At 66.5% G+C, this 16,190-nt stretch carries 11 protein-coding genes; 8 read left to right on the top strand and 3 right to left on the bottom strand.

Annotated features, from left to right (window positions below; all coding sequences use genetic code 11):
- Window positions 1–31: 31 nt before the first annotated feature.
- Window positions 32–1,330, top strand: coding sequence for a hydroxymethylglutaryl-CoA reductase, degradative (locus tag AAGA11_12355; GenBank protein MEM9603648.1), 1,299 nt, complete (start codon window positions 32–34; stop codon window positions 1,328–1,330).
- 20 nt (window positions 1,331–1,350) lie between these two features.
- Here AAGA11_12355 and AAGA11_12350 read toward each other — a convergent pair whose 3' ends face one another.
- On the bottom strand, window positions 1,351–2,193 hold the full coding sequence (locus tag AAGA11_12350; protein ID MEM9603647.1) for a hypothetical protein: 843 nt from the start codon (window positions 2,191–2,193) through the stop codon (window positions 1,351–1,353).
- A gap of 115 nt (window positions 2,194–2,308) precedes the next feature.
- Complete coding sequence (locus AAGA11_12345; GenBank protein ID MEM9603646.1) at window positions 2,309–2,911, bottom strand: glutathione S-transferase N-terminal domain-containing protein; 603 nt, start codon at window positions 2,909–2,911, stop codon at window positions 2,309–2,311.
- A gap of 170 nt (window positions 2,912–3,081) precedes the next feature.
- Between AAGA11_12345 and AAGA11_12340 the strand changes: the two genes are divergently transcribed.
- The 7 genes from AAGA11_12340 to AAGA11_12310 all read left to right on the top strand — a co-directional run bounded on the left by AAGA11_12340 (window position 3,082) and on the right by AAGA11_12310 (window position 13,937).
- Window positions 3,082–5,124, top strand: a complete 2,043-nt coding sequence (locus tag AAGA11_12340; protein MEM9603645.1) for an FAD-dependent oxidoreductase — start codon at window positions 3,082–3,084, stop codon at window positions 5,122–5,124.
- A 1,258-nt stretch (window positions 5,125–6,382) separates the two neighbouring features.
- Window positions 6,383–7,936, top strand: coding sequence for a benzoate-CoA ligase family protein (locus tag AAGA11_12335; protein ID MEM9603644.1), 1,554 nt, complete (start codon window positions 6,383–6,385; stop codon window positions 7,934–7,936).
- 1 nt (window position 7,937) lies between these two features.
- Window positions 7,938–8,756 carry an alpha/beta hydrolase gene (locus AAGA11_12330; protein ID MEM9603643.1) on the top strand — a complete coding sequence of 273 codons (819 nt, stop codon included), beginning with the start codon at window positions 7,938–7,940 and terminating at the stop codon, window positions 8,754–8,756.
- Window positions 8,757–8,839: 83 nt separating this feature from the next.
- Window positions 8,840–10,501 (top strand): 2,3-epoxybenzoyl-CoA dihydrolase, encoded by a 1,662-nt coding sequence (gene boxC / locus AAGA11_12325; GenBank protein ID MEM9603642.1) that lies wholly within the window; start codon window positions 8,840–8,842, stop codon window positions 10,499–10,501.
- A gap of 45 nt (window positions 10,502–10,546) precedes the next feature.
- Complete coding sequence (boxB, locus tag AAGA11_12320) at window positions 10,547–11,998, top strand: benzoyl-CoA 2,3-epoxidase subunit BoxB (GenBank protein MEM9603641.1); 1,452 nt, start codon at window positions 10,547–10,549, stop codon at window positions 11,996–11,998.
- Window positions 11,999–12,265: 267 nt separating this feature from the next.
- Window positions 12,266–13,207 carry a shikimate kinase gene (locus AAGA11_12315; protein MEM9603640.1) on the top strand — a complete coding sequence of 314 codons (942 nt, stop codon included), beginning with the start codon at window positions 12,266–12,268 and terminating at the stop codon, window positions 13,205–13,207.
- 130 nt (window positions 13,208–13,337) lie between these two features.
- A complete protein-coding gene (locus tag AAGA11_12310) occupies window positions 13,338–13,937 on the top strand; it encodes a GNAT family protein (GenBank protein ID MEM9603639.1) in 600 nt (199 codons plus the stop codon).
- A gap of 180 nt (window positions 13,938–14,117) precedes the next feature.
- Here AAGA11_12310 and ilvD read toward each other — a convergent pair whose 3' ends face one another.
- Window positions 14,118–15,971: a dihydroxy-acid dehydratase gene (gene ilvD / locus AAGA11_12305; protein MEM9603638.1), complete on the bottom strand. Its 1,854-nt coding sequence runs from the start codon at window positions 15,969–15,971 to the stop codon at window positions 14,118–14,120.
- Window positions 15,972–16,190 lie beyond the last annotated feature (219 nt).

Here is a 16,190-nt window from a genome sequence, read left to right as displayed (position 1 = left end):
GTGCGTGCCAAGGTTGCGACACACCCGCACCGTGAACCTCCCCGTGACCGCCATCGATGACCGCCTCGACGGGCTCCGCCATCTGACACCCACCCAGCGCCTCGACGCCCTGGCCAACGCACGCGGCCTCGACGCGGCCCAGCAACGCACGTTGGGCGGCGCGGGCGCCTTGGCCCTCGACACCGCGGACGGCATGATCGAGAACGTCATCGGCCGGTTCGAGTTGCCGCTCGGCATCGCCACCCACTTTGTCGTCAACGGCCGGGAGTACGCGGTGCCGATGGCGGTTGAAGAGCCCTCCGTCGTGGCGGCGGCGTCGTTCATGGCCAAGCTCGCACGCGGCTGTGGCGGGTTCACTGCGGACAGCGACCCGCCGGTCATGCGTGGCCAGATTCAGCTGCTCGGGATCGACGACCTCGACGCCGCGTCCCGTGCCGTCGACGCCGCGGCCGAGGAGATCGTCGCGCTGGCCAACACCCACGATCAGGCACTTGTCGCGCTCGGCGGGGGCTGTTGCGGCGTCGAGTGCCATGCCTTCGCCGAGACCGCCGTCGGTTCCATGCTTGTGGTACATCTGCTGGTCGACGTGCGCGATGCCATGGGTGCCAATACCGTCAACAGCAAGGCCGAGTTGGTGGCACCGCTGCTGGAGCGGGTGACCGGTGGCACGGCACGGTTGCGCATCCTGTCCAACCTCGCCGACAAGCGCCTGGTACGCGCAAGGGTGCGCCTGACGCCCGAGGCGCTGGCCACGTCCGCATTCGAGGGGGCGGCCGTGGTGTCCGGCATTGTCGAGGCCGGGGCGCTGGCTGAAGTCGACCCCTTTCGCGCCGCGACGCACAACAAGGGCATCATGAACGGCATCGATCCGGTCGTGCTGGCAACGGGCAACGACTGGCGCGCGATTGAAGCCGGGGCGCACGCCTGGGCCGCCCGCGGTGGCCGGTACACGGCGTTGACGCGCTGGCGAATGGACTGCGACGGCGCGCTGCTCGGCTCGATCGAGCTGCCGATGGCGCTCGGTCTGGTCGGGGGTGCAACGCGCACGCACCCGGCGGCGCAAGCGGCGCTCGTGGTACTCGGTGTCGCGAGCGCGACTGAACTGGCCGAAGTGGTCGCAAGTGTCGGTCTGGCGCAGAACCTCGCCGCCCTGCGCGCGTTGTCAACCGAGGGCATTCAACGGGGCCACATGGCCCTGCACGCACGCAACATCGCGATCGCTGCGGGCGCACACGGCGACGCCGTGGCGCGGGTTGCGGCAGAGATGATTGCGTCGGGTGAGGTGTCGGTGGACGCCGCGCGTCGGTCGTTGGCGGCGCCTGACGGCTGAGTGTCGTTGTGCGGGTGGGCTCAGGAACTCGTTTCGCTGGCGAGTTCCGCCAGCACACCGATCAGCGATCGCCCGTAGCGCGCACTGGCGTTGAAGATTCCCTGTTCCATGCCGTCGAAGACCGCCTTGGCAAACGCCTGCCCGGCGGCTGTGTCGAGGTGTGCGAGGTAGGCGTCGAGTGCGCTGTCGGGGATGTTGCGGTAGGTGTGAACCATCGCGAGCTGGGTGTAGCCCGACATCTGTTCGATGCCACCGCGCGCCATCAACTGGTCGACGATGCCCTCGAGCTCCTGGTAGCTGCGTTGCATCTCGGTCGGCGCCATCGCGTTGGCCGCCACCAGCATCGACAGGGCCGCGTTGCGTTGCAGGCTGACCATGCGCTCCGTCGCGTGCAGCGCACGGTCCAGCGCGACCACGCGGGCGCGTCGGTCGGCCCCGGTGGCATCCGATGCGACAGTCAGCAGGAAGCGCTTCATGGCAGCCACGCCCTCGGTCGTGCCGGCGGCGATTTCGGCCGCTGTGACGCGCCGTCCGGCGTCGCTGTTCAGCCAGCGCAGGTTGCGTTCGACGTCGGCTGGACTCAGTGCCGCGAGGGCTGCGCGCACGGTCGCCCGCAGTGACGTCGGGTCGTAGTCCGCACGCGCCTGTGCGGCCAGTGCGGTCACATGGTGAGCGGGGACGCGCTGGCCACTCTGTGCGATGCCCTGTTCGATGCTGTGTGCGATGACGCCGGGCAGCGCGTCGAGCTGCGCGTTCAGGCCGGAGGTCTCGAGCAACTCGTCGATGTCCGCCGGCGCGGCAGCCGCCGCCACGCTCATCCAGACCAGGCTGGCCAACAGTCCCTTGAACACCGCTCGTATCATGTCACGTCCCTGCGCTGATTCGGCGGAGGCTCCCGAAACGGGGCTCCACACAGGGTGTCGGCCAACTTGCCGGCGCTTTGAGCGTGACGCGGCCCGGGTTGACGGTTGCAGTGGCTCAGACGGCGTGCGCGCGTTGCACCGCAGCGCGGTCCTGCATGCGTTGCATGTGGGCTGCAATGCGGGGCAGGTCGTTGACGTCGACGCCGTCGCCCTCGAGCCAGGTGCATATCGTGTACAGGTACGGGTCGCACACGGTGTAGCTGCGGCCGAGCACCCAGTCGCCGTCGAGTGCCTCCTCGACCAGTTGCAGGCTGTCACGCATGTTTCCCGGGACCCGCCGTTGCATGTCTTCGAACGAGTTCGGGTTGTCCGCCCAGCGGTGGCCGCGCATGCGGTGGGCGTGGTTCACGTGGACCGTGCTTGCGATGTAGCTCATGAACTCGAGGCACCGCGCGCGCGGGTAGTGGCCGACCGGCAGCAGCCCGGCGGCGGGGTGCGAGTCGGCGATCCAGGTCAGGATCGCTGGGGTTTCGGTGAGGATGCCGTCTGGCGTGTCGAGTGCCGGCACCCGACCCTTGGGGTTGATTGCAAGGTAGGCCGGTGCGTTCTCCTCGGCCTGGCTGAAGTCGAGGGTGTGGACCGTGTAGGGCGCGCCGGTGTCTTCCAGTGCGATCAAACTGGCCAGGGCGATCGTGCCGCGGGCGTAAAAGAGTCTCATGGCGTGTCTCCTCGCGAGGCCGCCCAGTGTAGCGTGCGTGCGCTGGGTCCGTGGCGCCACAAAGGGGGCATCTCAGTGACCAGCACGGCGGTGCACGCGGCCAGCGGCGCGGGCTTGCAGTGCGTTTGGGTGCATGCTGAACTGCGTGCACCGCCACCCGAGTCCGTGCCATGCCAGCCGACCCGTTGCTGACACCGTTCACGCTGAAACACCTCACGTTCAAGAACCGCATCATCACCACGTCGCACGAACCGGCCTACAGCGAGGAGGGGATGCCGAAAGACCGCTACCGTGCCTACCACGTGGCACGCGCGCAGGGTGGCATCGCGATGACCATGACCGCGGGCTCCGCTGTGGTGTCGCCCGACAGCCCGCCGGTGTTCGGCAACCTGTTGGCCTACAAAGACGAGATCGTGCCGTGGTTCCGCAAGCTCGTGGATGAATGCCACGCGCACGATTGCAAGGTGATGGTCCAACTCACGCATCTCGGTCGGCGCTCACACTGGAACACCGGGGACTGGTTGCCGCTGCTCAGCGCGTCGGACAAACGCGAGCCCGCGCACCGAGGCTTCCCGAAGCCGGCGGAGCGCTGGGACATCGAGCGCATCGTCAGCCACTACGCCGACGCGGTCGAACGCATGCAAGCCGCCGGTCTCGACGGGGTCGAAGTCCAGGCCTATTGCCACCTGATCGACCAGTTCTGGTCGGATGTGACGAACACGCGTGACGACGAGTTTGGCGGCTCGTTGGCGAATCGGTTGCGGTTTTCCGATCTGCTGTTGCGCGCCATGCGTGATCGTGTCGGGCCCGATTTCATCATCGGTATTCGGCAGACGGCAGACGAGGGATACCGCAAGGGTGGCATCACCGAGGAAGAGGGGCTGTTGATCGCTGCGCACCTCGAGCGCGAGGGGCTGGTGGATTTCTTCAATGTCATCCGTGGGCGCTGCGACACCGACCCGGCGATGTCGCAGGTGATCCCGGTCACGGGCATGCGTTCGGCCCCGCACCTCGACATGGCCGAGAAGGTCAAGTCGCAGAGCGCGCTCGCCGTGTTCCACGCCGCCCGCATTCCGGACGTCGCGACCGCACGGCACGCGGTCCTGAGCGGGCAAATCGACCTCGTGGGCATGACGCGGGCGCATATTGCCGAACCCGATATCGTGCACAAGCTCAGCCGCGGGCAGGAAGCCGACATTCGCCCCTGTGTTGGTGCGACCTTCTGTCTCGACCGAATCTACCTCGGCCAGGCCGCGCTGTGTGTGCACAACCCCGCCACCGGCCGCGAGCAGTCACAGCCCCACCGTGTGCTGCCGAGTCAACGCAAACGGTGCGTGGTGGTCGTGGGTGCCGGTCCCGCCGGGCTCGAGGCCGCGCGCGTCTCTGTCGCCCGCGGGCACGAGGTGCACGTACTCGAGGCCGCGCCTGCGCCCGGTGGCCAGCTGCGCCTCGCTGCGCAGAACCCGCGGCGGCGCGAGTTGCTCGGGATCGTCGACTGGCGCGTGCAGCAGATCGAGGCGTCTGGCGGAACACTTCGGTACCACTGCTGGGCTGACACGGAACAGGTGCTGGCCCACAACCCGGACGTGGTGTTCGTCGCAACCGGTGGTGTCGCCCACACCGACATACTCGAGGCCGGCAACGAGCTGGTGGTCAGTGCCTGGGACATCATCGCGGGCGATGTGAAACCGGGTGAGCGGGTGTTGCTGTACGACGATGCCGGCGACCACACCGGCCTGCAGGCAGCCGAGGTTGTCGGGAAGGCCGGCGCCGAACTCGATTTCGTCACGCCGGATCGGGGTCCGGCGTTGGATGTCATGGGGGTAAACCTCTCGCCTTACATGCGGGAGTTGCAGGCCTGCAACATGACGACGACGCTCGGGCGCCGACTCCTGTCGGTATCACGCGAGGGCAACCGGTTGGTTGCGCACTTCAACAGCGACTACCGGGAGGATCTCCGTTTCGAGGCTCAGTACGACCAGATCATCGTCAACCATGGGACCGAAGCCCTGTCGGAATTGTATTTCGACCTTCTGGCGGGGTCGTCGAATACCGGTGAAGTCGACTACGACGCGCTGATTGCGGGGCAGCCACAGACCATCGTGCGCAACCCCGAGGGTCGATACCAGGTGTTTCGTCTGGGCGATGCGGTCTCTGGACGCAACATCCACGCGGCCGTGTTCGACGGCCTGCGGTACGCCAAGGTGCTTTGACGACGGTGGTGGCTCGGGCTAACTCCCGGCCCCGCCGTCCGGTGCTCAGCACTCTGCACTCGGTGTTCTCGTCGAGGGATTCGGTTCGGCAACGGAGGCCAAACGCCACTCTGCGGGGCCAGGCGGTTGCCAGAACCGGCGGTCACGTCGAGCGTACGCAGGCGTCCAGTGCCTACACGTGTTTCATACGGGCGCCGAGTGTCTCTGCGCTGACCACGCCGCGACCGGCTTCGGACGGTGGGAGACACACCGGGTCTGGCGCAAAAGCAGAAGCGGGCACCCGCACCGATCAACCTGACATCGCGGCGGCTGTCGATCGTCGAGCACGGTGCAGTCGATGCCCCGAACGCACGGATCGTATGTTGCACAACCGGCGCCGTGCGACCGGGGTCGACGGGGCAGCTGTGCTACAGCTTGTTGTGCATGAAGTCCTGCAAGCGTAACGACGCGATCAGCTGGATCGCGGCGTCGACGTCGTTGTCGTGGTGTGCGCCACGCGGTCGCTGGGGGGTCGGCTCCGGGACCGCCGTGTTCGACGAACGATGGGGTGTCTTCGTGTGGCGTGTTGTGGCGTCGTGGTGTTTTCGCATGGCGGCGCTGCGTGCCCGCGGCAATCGTGGACTGCCTTTGGTCGCACGTGTTGGTCTGACGTGTTCGACATGCTATCCAGTTTGGTCGGCGCACAAACACGACCCACTCCTCAGTTTCCACAGCAGCTGATAGACGGAACGTGGCCCGGGGACAGGAATGTATTAAATTTCCGGAGGCGTTCATGCGGTGACGATTGCGCACTGTCGCAGGGGAGACACAGACTTTTACAGGTGATTTGGTATCAAAGTACCAATCATGCCGTCGGCGGTGGCCCTGTTTGTGCCGATCGAGCGACAACACTGGCTGACAGTACCAAGGGGGGGTCTCATGCTCCGGGAGCTAGGTCGGCTGGCCGGTCAGGCAGGATTTGGCGCGGTTTGCGTTCCGCTTGTCCTACCGCCGGATTCGCTGATCTGTGACCGTGTCGTGGCTTTGGTCCGCGTGACACCGTCGGATGAGTGCGCTGCTCGCCGCGAGGTGCCGTTCGCCGTCGCCGGGTCGGCCCCGGGGGCTGACCGGATTCGGGTGGACCTGGCGTTGTCACGGCGCGTCCGGCGTCGGTGCGACGGTCTCCGGCCGGCCGGCGGAAGCCGCGCCACGCTGGATGCGCCGACACAGTGCTGTAGACTGGCGCCGTTGGCAATGTATTGCAGGGCAGGGAGGGTGAATGCACGAGACCGACGGCAATGCAGCAACCCATTTTGTTGACCGGCACCGCGGTGGCGAGCGGGCCTCGCACCCGGCGTTTGTCGAGATCGACGGGGCACAACGGCAGCTGAGCTATGCAGAGCTTGCCGAGCAGAGCGATCGGGTGCCGAGCCTGTTGCGGGAGCGCGGGCTGCGGCGCGAAGAACGCGCGATCATGCTGGTGCTGGACCAGATCGAGTTCCCGCTGATCTTCTGGGGGTGTCTGAAAGCCGGAGTGGTTCCCGTCCCGGTGAGCACCCTGCTCGCGACACCGGTCTACGAGGGCATCTTCGCCGATTCACGGGCGCGTGCCGTCTTTGTCTCGGCCCCCTTGCTGCCGCTGATCGCGCCGTTTTTGGCTGACCACCCGACGGTCGAGACGGTCTATGTGATCGGTCCCTCGGACGAAAGCGTGGCGGGCGCCGTCGATTTCGGTGCGGCGCTGTCGGCGTCTGCGCCGTCCGGCTGTGTCTCGGCGAGTGCCGATGAGACCGCGTTCTGGTTGTATTCCAGTGGATCGACCGGGCAACCCAAAGGCGTTCGGCACCTGCACAGCAGCCTCAGGGCCACCGCCGAGACCTACGCGAGCGAGGTGCTGCAGATCGACGCGTCGGACAGGGTGTACTCGGCAGCCAAGCTGTTTTTTGCCTATGGGCTAGGGAACGCCATGAGTTTCCCACTCTCCGTGGGTGCGACCAGCTACCTGCTGGCGGGTCGACCCACGCCCGAGGTGGTCATCGATGCGTTGCGGGCGTACGAACCCACGGTGTTCTGCGGCGTGCCAACACTCTATGCCGGCTTGCTCAGCACGCTGGCCCAGCGCGGCGAGGCGCTGCCACCGTGTCGCTGCTGCATTTCGGCGGGTGAGGCCCTGCCAGCCGAAATCGGTCGACGGTGGCGTGACCTGGTCGGCACCGACATCCTCGACGGTGTGGGCTCGACCGAGATGCTGCACATCTTTCTATCCAACCGGCCCGGCGCGGTGGACTACGGTGCGTCCGGCGAGGCGGTGCCCGGCTACACGCTGAAGCTGGTGAACGACGCGGGGCACGAGGCGCAAGACGGTGAAATCGGCGAGTTGCTCGTCGATGGCCCGTCGGCGTCCGAGGGGTACTGGCAGCTGCGCGAGAAGAACCGTGCGACGTTTGAAGGCCGGTGGACGCGCACCGGTGACAAGTACCAACGCGACGGTCAACGGTTGGTGTACTGCGGCCGCACCGACGACCTGTTCAAGGTGGGGGGGATCTGGGTCGCGCCCTTCGAAGTCGAGCAGGCGCTCATCGAACACGACGCGGTGCTCGAGTGCGCGGTCGTGGCCGCGCGCGACGATGACGATCTCGATAAGCCCAAGGCCTTCGTCGTGCTCGAGCCGGGACACCGCGGTGACGCGGCGATGGTCGAGACACTCAAGGCGCACGTGCAGGCGGTGGTGGGCAAGTGGAAATACCCACGCTGGGTCGCCTTCGTCGACGCCTTGCCGAAAACGCCAACGGGCAAGATTCAACGCTTCAAGTTGCGCGACAACGCCGGCTGACATGGGGTTCGCCTGGCCGGTCGGCGACGCCCCGTCGCGGGTGACGCTGCGCCAGGTGGGCGGCCCCGTCTTCGTCGAGTGCCAGGCGTGGGGGGCCAACCCCGGTTCGGGGGCGCCGACCGTGCTCCTGCTGCACGAGGGCCTGGGTTCGGTGGCGCTCTGGCGCCGTTTTCCGGCCGCCCTGGCGCAGGCCACTGGCTGGGGTGTGCTGGCGTGGTCCCGCGCCGGCCACGGCTTCTCGAACGCGCGACGTTCGCCGTGGTCAGCTGACTACCTGCAGCAGGAGGCCGACAGCGCTGTCGCACCGGTGCTCGATGCCTTTGGTATCGACCGCGCGGTGTTGCTTGGCCACAGTGACGGCGGATCTGTTGCGGCGGCGTACGCCGGGGGCCCCGGCCGGGCAGACCCGAGGCTGGTTGGCCTGGTGCTCATGGCGCCGCATTTCTTCACCGAGCCCGAGCAGTTGGCGGCGATTCGCGACACCGGGCAACGCTACCGGGCTGGCGGGCTGCGCACGCGGCTTGTGGGCTACCACCGGGATGTCGACACCCTGTTCAGCGGTTGGCACGGGGCCTGGACAGACCCCGACTTTGCGGTCGGCGATCTGCAGGTGCGCCTACCGGGTATCCGGTTGCCGATGCTCGCGTTGCAGGGGGCCGACGACGCGTATGGCTCGACACGACAGCTCGAGGTGCTCGCGGCGTGCGCCGGCCGCGTCGACACCCACCTGCTGGACGCCTGTGGGCACCACCCTCACCTGGAGCACCCCGATCTGACAGGCGCGCTCATTGCCCGATTCCTGACTGAATGTGCGTCATAATGCATCATTGAGGGGTTTTAGGCCAGGATTCCCCGCGTAGGCGTGTGTTATAAAGCACATCAACCGGACGCAGTGGGGTAGCCGTGGAGTGGATCGAATTTCAGACGGTGCCTGAGGCCTACCGGCACTGGTCGGTCGATATCGATGGCCCCGTCGCCACGGTGTGGATGCGGGTGAACGAGTCAGCCGGCTTGTTCGACGGGTACGAGCTGAAGCTCAACTCGTACGACCTTGGCGTCGACATCGAGCTCGCCGACATCGTCCAGCGCATGCGCTTTGAACAGCCGCAGGTACGCACGGTGGTGCTGCGCTCAGGGCGCGATCGGGTGTTCTGCGCTGGCGCAAACATCCGCATGCTGAGCGGCGCGAGCCACCAGCACAAGGTGAACTTCTGCAAGTTCACCAACGAGACGCGCAACGCGCTCGAGGCCGCAGCTGAGGTGTCAGGGCAGACCTGGATCTGCGCCGTGCAGGGTTCCTGTGCCGGCGGCGGGTACGAGCTGGCGCTTGCCTGCAACCACATCCTGCTCGCCGACGACAGCAACTCCTCGGTGTCGCTCCCTGAGGTGCCGCTGCTGGCAGTGTTGCCCGGCACCGGCGGCCTGACGCGCCTGACCGACAAACGTCGGGTCCGACGGGACCTCGCTGACGCCTTCTGTACGGCAGAGGAGGGGGTCAAGGGGCAGCGGGCGGTCGACTGGCGGCTGGTGGATGAGTGTGTACGCAACAGTCGGTTCGAAGCACGTCTGGCCGAGTGTGCCGCCGCTTTCGCCGTGGACAGCCCACCGCGCGGTGACCGACCCGGCATTGCGCTCGGCGCGTTGCACCGCGACATCGAAGACGACGGCTCGCTGCGCTACAGCACGGTGCGCGTGAAGATCGAGCGCAGCAAGCGCATTGCCCACGTCCACCTGGCCGGGCCTGACCAGGGGGTGCCTGAAGACCTCGATGCGCTCCACCGTGCCGGGCAACAGAACTGGCTGCTCAGGTGCGCCAGGGAGTTGGACGACGCGCTGCTGCAGCTGCGCTTCAACGAGCCCGAGATCGGCGTACTCGTGTTCCACAGCGTGGGCGACGGCGACGCCGTGCTCGCGCACGAGCAGGCCTGCGCGGCGTGGCGTGACACCGATTGGCTCGCAAACGAGACGTTGCAGCTGTGGCACCGCGTGCTCAAGCGCATCGACGTGAGCTCGCGCTCGCTGGTCACGCTGGTGGAGCCCGGGTCCTGCTTTGCCGGGCTGTTTGCCGAGGTCGCCCTGGCGGCCGACCGGGTGTACATGGCCGACGGTGAGTTCGACGACATGCCCGGACCCGAAGCCAGCCTGCAACTCAGTCAACTGAACCTTGCCGGCCTCGAAATGGGTCACGGCCTGACCCGGTTGCAGAACCGGTTTCACGGTCGCCCCGAGGCCCTCTCGGCCTGCGAGGCGGCACTCGGTGAGCCGCTGGATGCGGCGGCTGCGGACGCGCTCGGTCTCGTGACCTGGGCGCTTGATGACATTGACTGGGACGACGAGGTGAGGGTCTTCCTCGAGGAGCGCGCAAGCTTTTCGCCCGACGCGCTGACCGGCCTGGAGGCCAATCTGCGCTTCGTCGGCCCCGAGACGATGGAAACGCGCATTTTCGCGCGCTTGAGTGCCTGGCAGAACTGGATTTTTCAACGCCCGAGTGCCGCGGGTGAACACGGTGCGTTGCAGCGCTATGGCACCGGCGTGCGCGGCGACTACGCCGCCGAACGGGTGTAACTGACAACCGGCTTCGCGGCCGAAGCCATTGGAACGGAGAGCAACATGAGCGGTGTGCAAGCGATCGACTACGACACGCTGATCCCCAACAACGTTGGCCTGGCGAAAGACAAACGTGTCCTGAAGGCACTCGAGAAATGGCACCCGGGGTACATCAACTGGTGGAACGACCTGATTCCCAAGCAGTTCCAGGAAAGCCTCGTGTACCTGCGCACCGCAGTCAGCGTGGACCCCAAAGGCTGGGCGCGTTTCGACTACGTCAAGATGCCGGACTACCGCTGGGGAGTGTTGCTCGCCCCGGAGGTCGAGGGTCGCACGGTGCCCTGTGGCGAGCACGCCGGTGAGCCTGCCTGGCAGGAAGTGCCTGGCGAGTACCGCGCGATGCTGCGCCGCCTGCTGGTCATCCAGGGCGACACCGAGCCGGCTTCGGTCGAGCAACAGAAACACCTCGGTATGACCGCGCCCTCGCTCTATGACATGCGCAACCTGTTTCAGGTCAATGTCGAGGAGGGTCGCCACCTCTGGGCAATGGTGTACCTGCTGCAGAAGTACTTCGGTCGGGACGGACGCGAGGAGGCCGACGACCTGTTGCGGCGCCAGTCCGGATCGGATGAGGCACCGCGCATGCTCGGCGCGTTCAACGAATCGACACCCGACTGGTTGTCCTTCTTCATGTTCACCTACTTCACCGACCGTGACGGCAAGATGCAGCTCGAGAGCCTCGCCCAGTCGGGCTTCGACCCTCTCTCCCGCACCTGTCGGTTCATGTTGACCGAGGAAGCACACCACATGTTCGTCGGCGAGACCGGGGTGGGGCGTGTGGTGCAACGCACCTGCGAAGCCATGCGCGAGGCCGGTATCGACGACCCGTATGACATCAATGCGGTACGCGCACTCGGTGTCATCGATCTGCCAACGATCCAGAAGAAGCTGAACCTGCACTACAGCCTGTCGCTGGACCTCTTCGGCGCCGAGGTGTCAACCAATGCGGCGAACGCATTCAACGCTGGCATCAAGGGCCGCTATCAGGAGGTCAAGCTCGATGATGACCACCGATTGCACGGTGACACCTACCCGGTCGTCCAGATCGAACACGGTGAGGTCGTGGTGCGCGACGTGCCTGCGCTTTCGGCGATCAACATGCGCCTGCGCGACGACTACGTCAAAGACGCGTCGGGCGGTATCAAGCGCTGGAACGCAGCGATTGCCAAGAGCGGTGTGTCGTTCACGCTGGCCCTGCCGCACCAGGGCTTTCACCGGCAGATCGGGGTGTTCAGCGATGCACACGTGACGCCCGAGGGCGAATTTGTCGGCGCTGAGGTCTGGCAATCCCGAGCCGAGGACTGGTTGCCCTCCAGCGGGGACCGAGATTATATCGAGTCCCTGATGGTGCCCGAGTTCCGGCCTGGGCACTACGCGGGCTGGATTGCACCGCCGCGCGTCGGTGTCGACAACAAGCCCGGTGATTTCGAATACGTGCAATTGCACATGGCGTGAGGAGCCGGGCGTGTCGACAGAACAGCAGCCGCTGCAACGGTATCCGGACGTATGCGATCGCCTTCGTGGACGTCGTCCGACAACGCGCGTACTTGCCTCCGGGCTCGCCAGGGTCGCAGCAGCGACCCTGAACCTGCCTGGCTTGCGTACTGACTCGATCGACAGCGGGCGCCAATACCGCACCGGTGCCGCTGTGGTAGCAGTGGATCGATGTCGCTGGCTGACGTCTGCCGCACGCGCTGCCGTGACTGACGTCGAGAGTCGCCCGTGTGTTTCGAGCCGTTGGATGCGCAGCGGGGCAACACGGTGGCGATGACCGGTGTACAACCGACCGCGCGCGTCGGAGATGACATGGCAGACTACGTCGCTTCAGTGGGCCTTCGCGTGCGTGAGCGGCGTGAACGTTTTGGTTACTCGCGTCGGGTTCTGGCTGAGCGCTCCGGCGTTTCGCAGCGTTATCTCGCCCAGTTGGAACTCGGTAGCGGAAACGCCAGCATCAGTGTGCTCCGGCAGATCGCGTTGGCGCTGGACTGCACGGTGGGGGCCTTCGTCGACGCGCCGGCACAGGACAGTGATGCCTGGCAACTCGCACGGGCCTTTCGCGAGGCAGAACCCGCGTTGCGGAAGAGTGTGCTCGACCAGTTGTACGCGGCGTCCACGGCGGCAGCGCGGGCGCAACGCATTGCTCTGATCGGCTTGCGCGGCGCGGGAAAGTCGACGCTGGGGCAGGGGTTGGCGGCGCGCCTCGGGTGCGATTTCGTTGAACTCGACGCGTTGATCACCGAGCGCAGCGGCCTCAGCACGTCGGACGTGATGGCCGTCTACGGGCAGGAGGGCTATCGGGAAATCGAGCGCGCGGCACTGCTCGATTTCATCGACTCGACCGACCGTGCCGTGGTCGCGGTGGCGGGCGGCGTGGTGACCGACAACGGCACCTACGCGGTCTTGCGCGCACGCTGCCAGACAGTCTGGTTGCGCGCCGACGCGCATTCACACATGGAGCGTGTGCGGCTGCAGGGCGATACACGGCCGATGGCCGGTCATCCGGCGGCGATGAACGCGCTGGTGACGCTCTTGCGGCAGCGCGAGCCGCTCTACGCACAAGCCGAGCGCACGCTGGACACCGAACGCGGGTCGCCTGCCGACAGCCTACGCGAGTTGGTGACCCTGGTTGAGCTCGCAGGGTGGAGCGCTCCGGCAACGGACTGAGCGACCGTGACGCGTCCGGTGCCGCTTGGCCGCCGCGCCGCGCCGCTCCGATTCCCCGTTGGTACAGCACGCTTGTGTCGGCGGCGAACGGCTTTCACACTCCGGGGTGACACGCCAGAGGACCGACACCGTGACACCGTGGATTGCACCGCTGACCCTGGAGGGAGACCACGCACAGTTAGCACCCCTGTCCCATGAGCACGCTGATGACCTGCGCGCGGCGACGCGTGACGGCCAACTGCACCGGCTCTGGTACACCACGGTGCCCGACCCGGACGGCATCGACGCCGAGATCGATCGGCGACTGGCGTTGCAGGCGGCTGGGACGATGCTGCCTTTTGCCGTGATCGACGCCCGCACCGGACGGGCGGTTGGCATGACCACCTACATGAACATCGACGCGCACGCGCGGCGGGTGGAAATCGGTTCCACCTGGTGTCGTCTTGCAGTGCAGCGAACCCCGCTCAACACCGAGTGCAAGTGGCTGCTGCTGCGGCACGCGTTCGAGCATCTCGATTGCATCGCAGTGGAGTTTCGCACGCATGTCCTGAACGGGCAGAGCCGACGCGCGATTGAACGACTCGGTGCCAAGTTCGACGGCGTGCTGCGCTCCCACATGATCATGGCCAACGGCACCGTGCGTGACACCGCTGTGTATTCGATCATCGCAAGCGAATGGTCGACGGTCTCCGTGCACCTGCGGTTCCTGCTCGAGCGGCCGCGTGACTGAGGCGCGCGGCACGCATCGTCAACTGGCGCAGCTCGAGCGGTCGTGGCCGAGGCGGGAGGCTGTGTTCGACACGCGGCAAGCCCGGCGCGACACCGGTGGGCGTCGGCCCTCCCGCCTGCCATGTCGGACCGGTCTGGGTGGCGTGTGTGCGCACCGCAAACGGACGGCTGTCGCCGTGTTTCAGCTCTCGATCTGAGACACGTCTCGCACGGCACCGCGAGACGCCGACGTGCTCAACAACGCGTAGGCGCGCAGGGCTTGCGTGACTTTACGCGGGCGCTCGCCCGGCCGCCAGCCGTTCGGGTCAGCGTCCATGGTTGTGCGGCGCGCCTGCAGCGTGGCGTCCTCCACGCGCACATTGATGCTGCGCTCGGGGATGTTGATGTCGATCATGTCGCCGGTTTCGACAAGACCGATCGCGCCGCCCTGTGCCGCCTCCGGTGAGGCATGGCCGATCGAGAGTCCGGATGTGCCGCCGGAGAACCGGCCATCGGTGATCAACGCGCATGCCTTGCCCAGACCCATCGACTTGAGATAGCTCGTCGGATAGAGCATCTCCTGCATGCCTGGTCCGCCGCGCGGCCCCTCGTAGCGAATCACCACCACGTCGCCCGCCTTGACCTTGCCGCCCAGGATGCCTTTCACCGCGTCATCCTGGCTGTGGTAGATCACCGCCGGCCCGCTGAACACGTGGATGCTTTCGTCGACACCTGCGGTTTTGACCACGCAGCCGTCCTCGGCGATGTTGCCGTAGAGCACGGCGAGGCCGCCATCCTGGTTGTAGGCGTTTTCGACGCGGCGGATGCACCCGTTTTCGCGGTCGGTGTCGAGCTCGGGCCAGCGGCGCTCCTGACTGAAGGCGACTTGCGTCGGCACGCCGCCCGGCGCCGCGCTGTAGAGCGCGCGTGCTTCGTCGTCGCCGGTGTCGGCGATGTCCCATTTCGCCAGCGCTTCGCCCATGCTCGCGCTGTGCACGGTTGGCAGGTCGGCGTGCAGCAGGCCAGCGCGGTTGAGCTCGGCAAGTATGCCAAGCACGCCACCGGCACGGTGCACGTCTTCCATGTGGTACAGGTGCGTGCTCGGCGCCACCTTGCACAACTGCGGCACGGTGCGGGACAGGCGGTCGATGTCCTTCTGGGTGAAGCCGATGCCGCCTTCTTCACTGGCGGCAAGCAGGTGCAGGATGGTGTTGGTTGAGCCCCCCATCGCGATGTCGAGGCTCATGGCATTCTCGAACGCCTGGAAGTTGGCGATGTTGCGCGGGAGCACCGACTCATCATCGTCCTGATAGCGCCGTCGGCACAGCTCGACAACGGTGCGCCCGGCGCGCTTGAAAAGTGCCTCGCGGTCGGCGTGCGTGGCCAGCAGTGAGCCATTGCCCGGCAGGGCCAGGCCGAGCGCCTCGGTCAGGCAATTCATCGAGTTGGCGGTGAACATGCCCGAGCAGCTGCCGCAGGTCGGGCAGGCCGAACGCTCGATGCGGTTCACGTCCTCGTCGGACACCTTCGGGTCGGCGGCCTGCACCATCGCGTCGACGAGGTCGAGTTTCTGCACCTCGCCACCCTCGCTCCACTGCACCTTGCCGGCCTCCATCGGCACGCCCGAGACGAACACCACCGGGATGTTGAGCCGCATGGCGGCGTTCAGCATGCCCGGGGTGATCTTGTCGCAGTTGCTGATGCACACGAGCGCGTCGGCGCAGTGCGCGTTGACCATGTATTCCACTGCGTCGGAAATCACTTCGCGCGACGGCAGCGAGTAGAGCATGCCGTCGTGGCCCATCGCGATGCCGTCGTCGACGGCGATGGTGTTGAACTCCTTGGCGATGCCACCGGCGGCCTCGATCTCGCGGGCGACCAGTTGGCCGAGGTCCTTCAGGTGCACGTGGCCGGGCACGAACTGGGTAAAGGAGTTGGACACCGCGATGATGGGTTTGCCGAAGTCACCGTCTTTCATGCCCGTCGCGCGCCAGAGGGCGCGGGCGCCTGCCATGTTGCGCCCGTGGGTGCTGGTCTTGGAGAGGTAGTCGGCCATGGAAGGCTCCGATTTCGGTTGGCTGAGCGGCCTACCCGTGCAGCCATGGTGGGTTGTCGGCCCGGGTACGCACTGCGCGGACAGGTTCGTTCGGCAAGCCGCTTAGAGTAGCAAGCCACCGGGGACGTCTCCACCGCTGCCGGGCGGACCGGGGTAGACTGGCGTCACATTTTTCAGCAGCCGTAGTGGCCGTGCAACACGTGCACCCGCTGTGGCGTG

The sequence above is a fragment of the Pseudomonadota bacterium genome (assembly GCA_039196715.1).
Taxonomy (GTDB): Bacteria; Pseudomonadota; Gammaproteobacteria; order CALCKW01; family CALCKW01; genus CALCKW01.
Note: the sequence above shows the minus strand (reverse complement) of the source record. Positions and strands in the feature narration are given on the sequence as shown.

Coding starts and splice junctions, on each gene's coding strand:
- AAGA11_12350 (MEM9603647.1), bottom strand. CDS start 2,193: ATGATACGAGCGGTGTTCAAGGGACTGTTGGCCAGCCTGGTCTGGATG.
- AAGA11_12345 (MEM9603646.1), bottom strand. CDS start 2,911: ATGAGACTCTTTTACGCCCGCGGCACGATCGCCCTGGCCAGTTTGATC.
- AAGA11_12340 (MEM9603645.1), top strand. CDS start 3,082: ATGCCAGCCGACCCGTTGCTGACACCGTTCACGCTGAAACACCTCACG.
- AAGA11_12335 (MEM9603644.1), top strand. CDS start 6,383: ATGCACGAGACCGACGGCAATGCAGCAACCCATTTTGTTGACCGGCAC.
- AAGA11_12330 (MEM9603643.1), top strand. CDS start 7,938: ATGGGGTTCGCCTGGCCGGTCGGCGACGCCCCGTCGCGGGTGACGCTG.
- boxB (MEM9603641.1), top strand. CDS start 10,547: ATGAGCGGTGTGCAAGCGATCGACTACGACACGCTGATCCCCAACAAC.
- ilvD (MEM9603638.1), bottom strand. CDS start 15,971: ATGGCCGACTACCTCTCCAAGACCAGCACCCACGGGCGCAACATGGCA.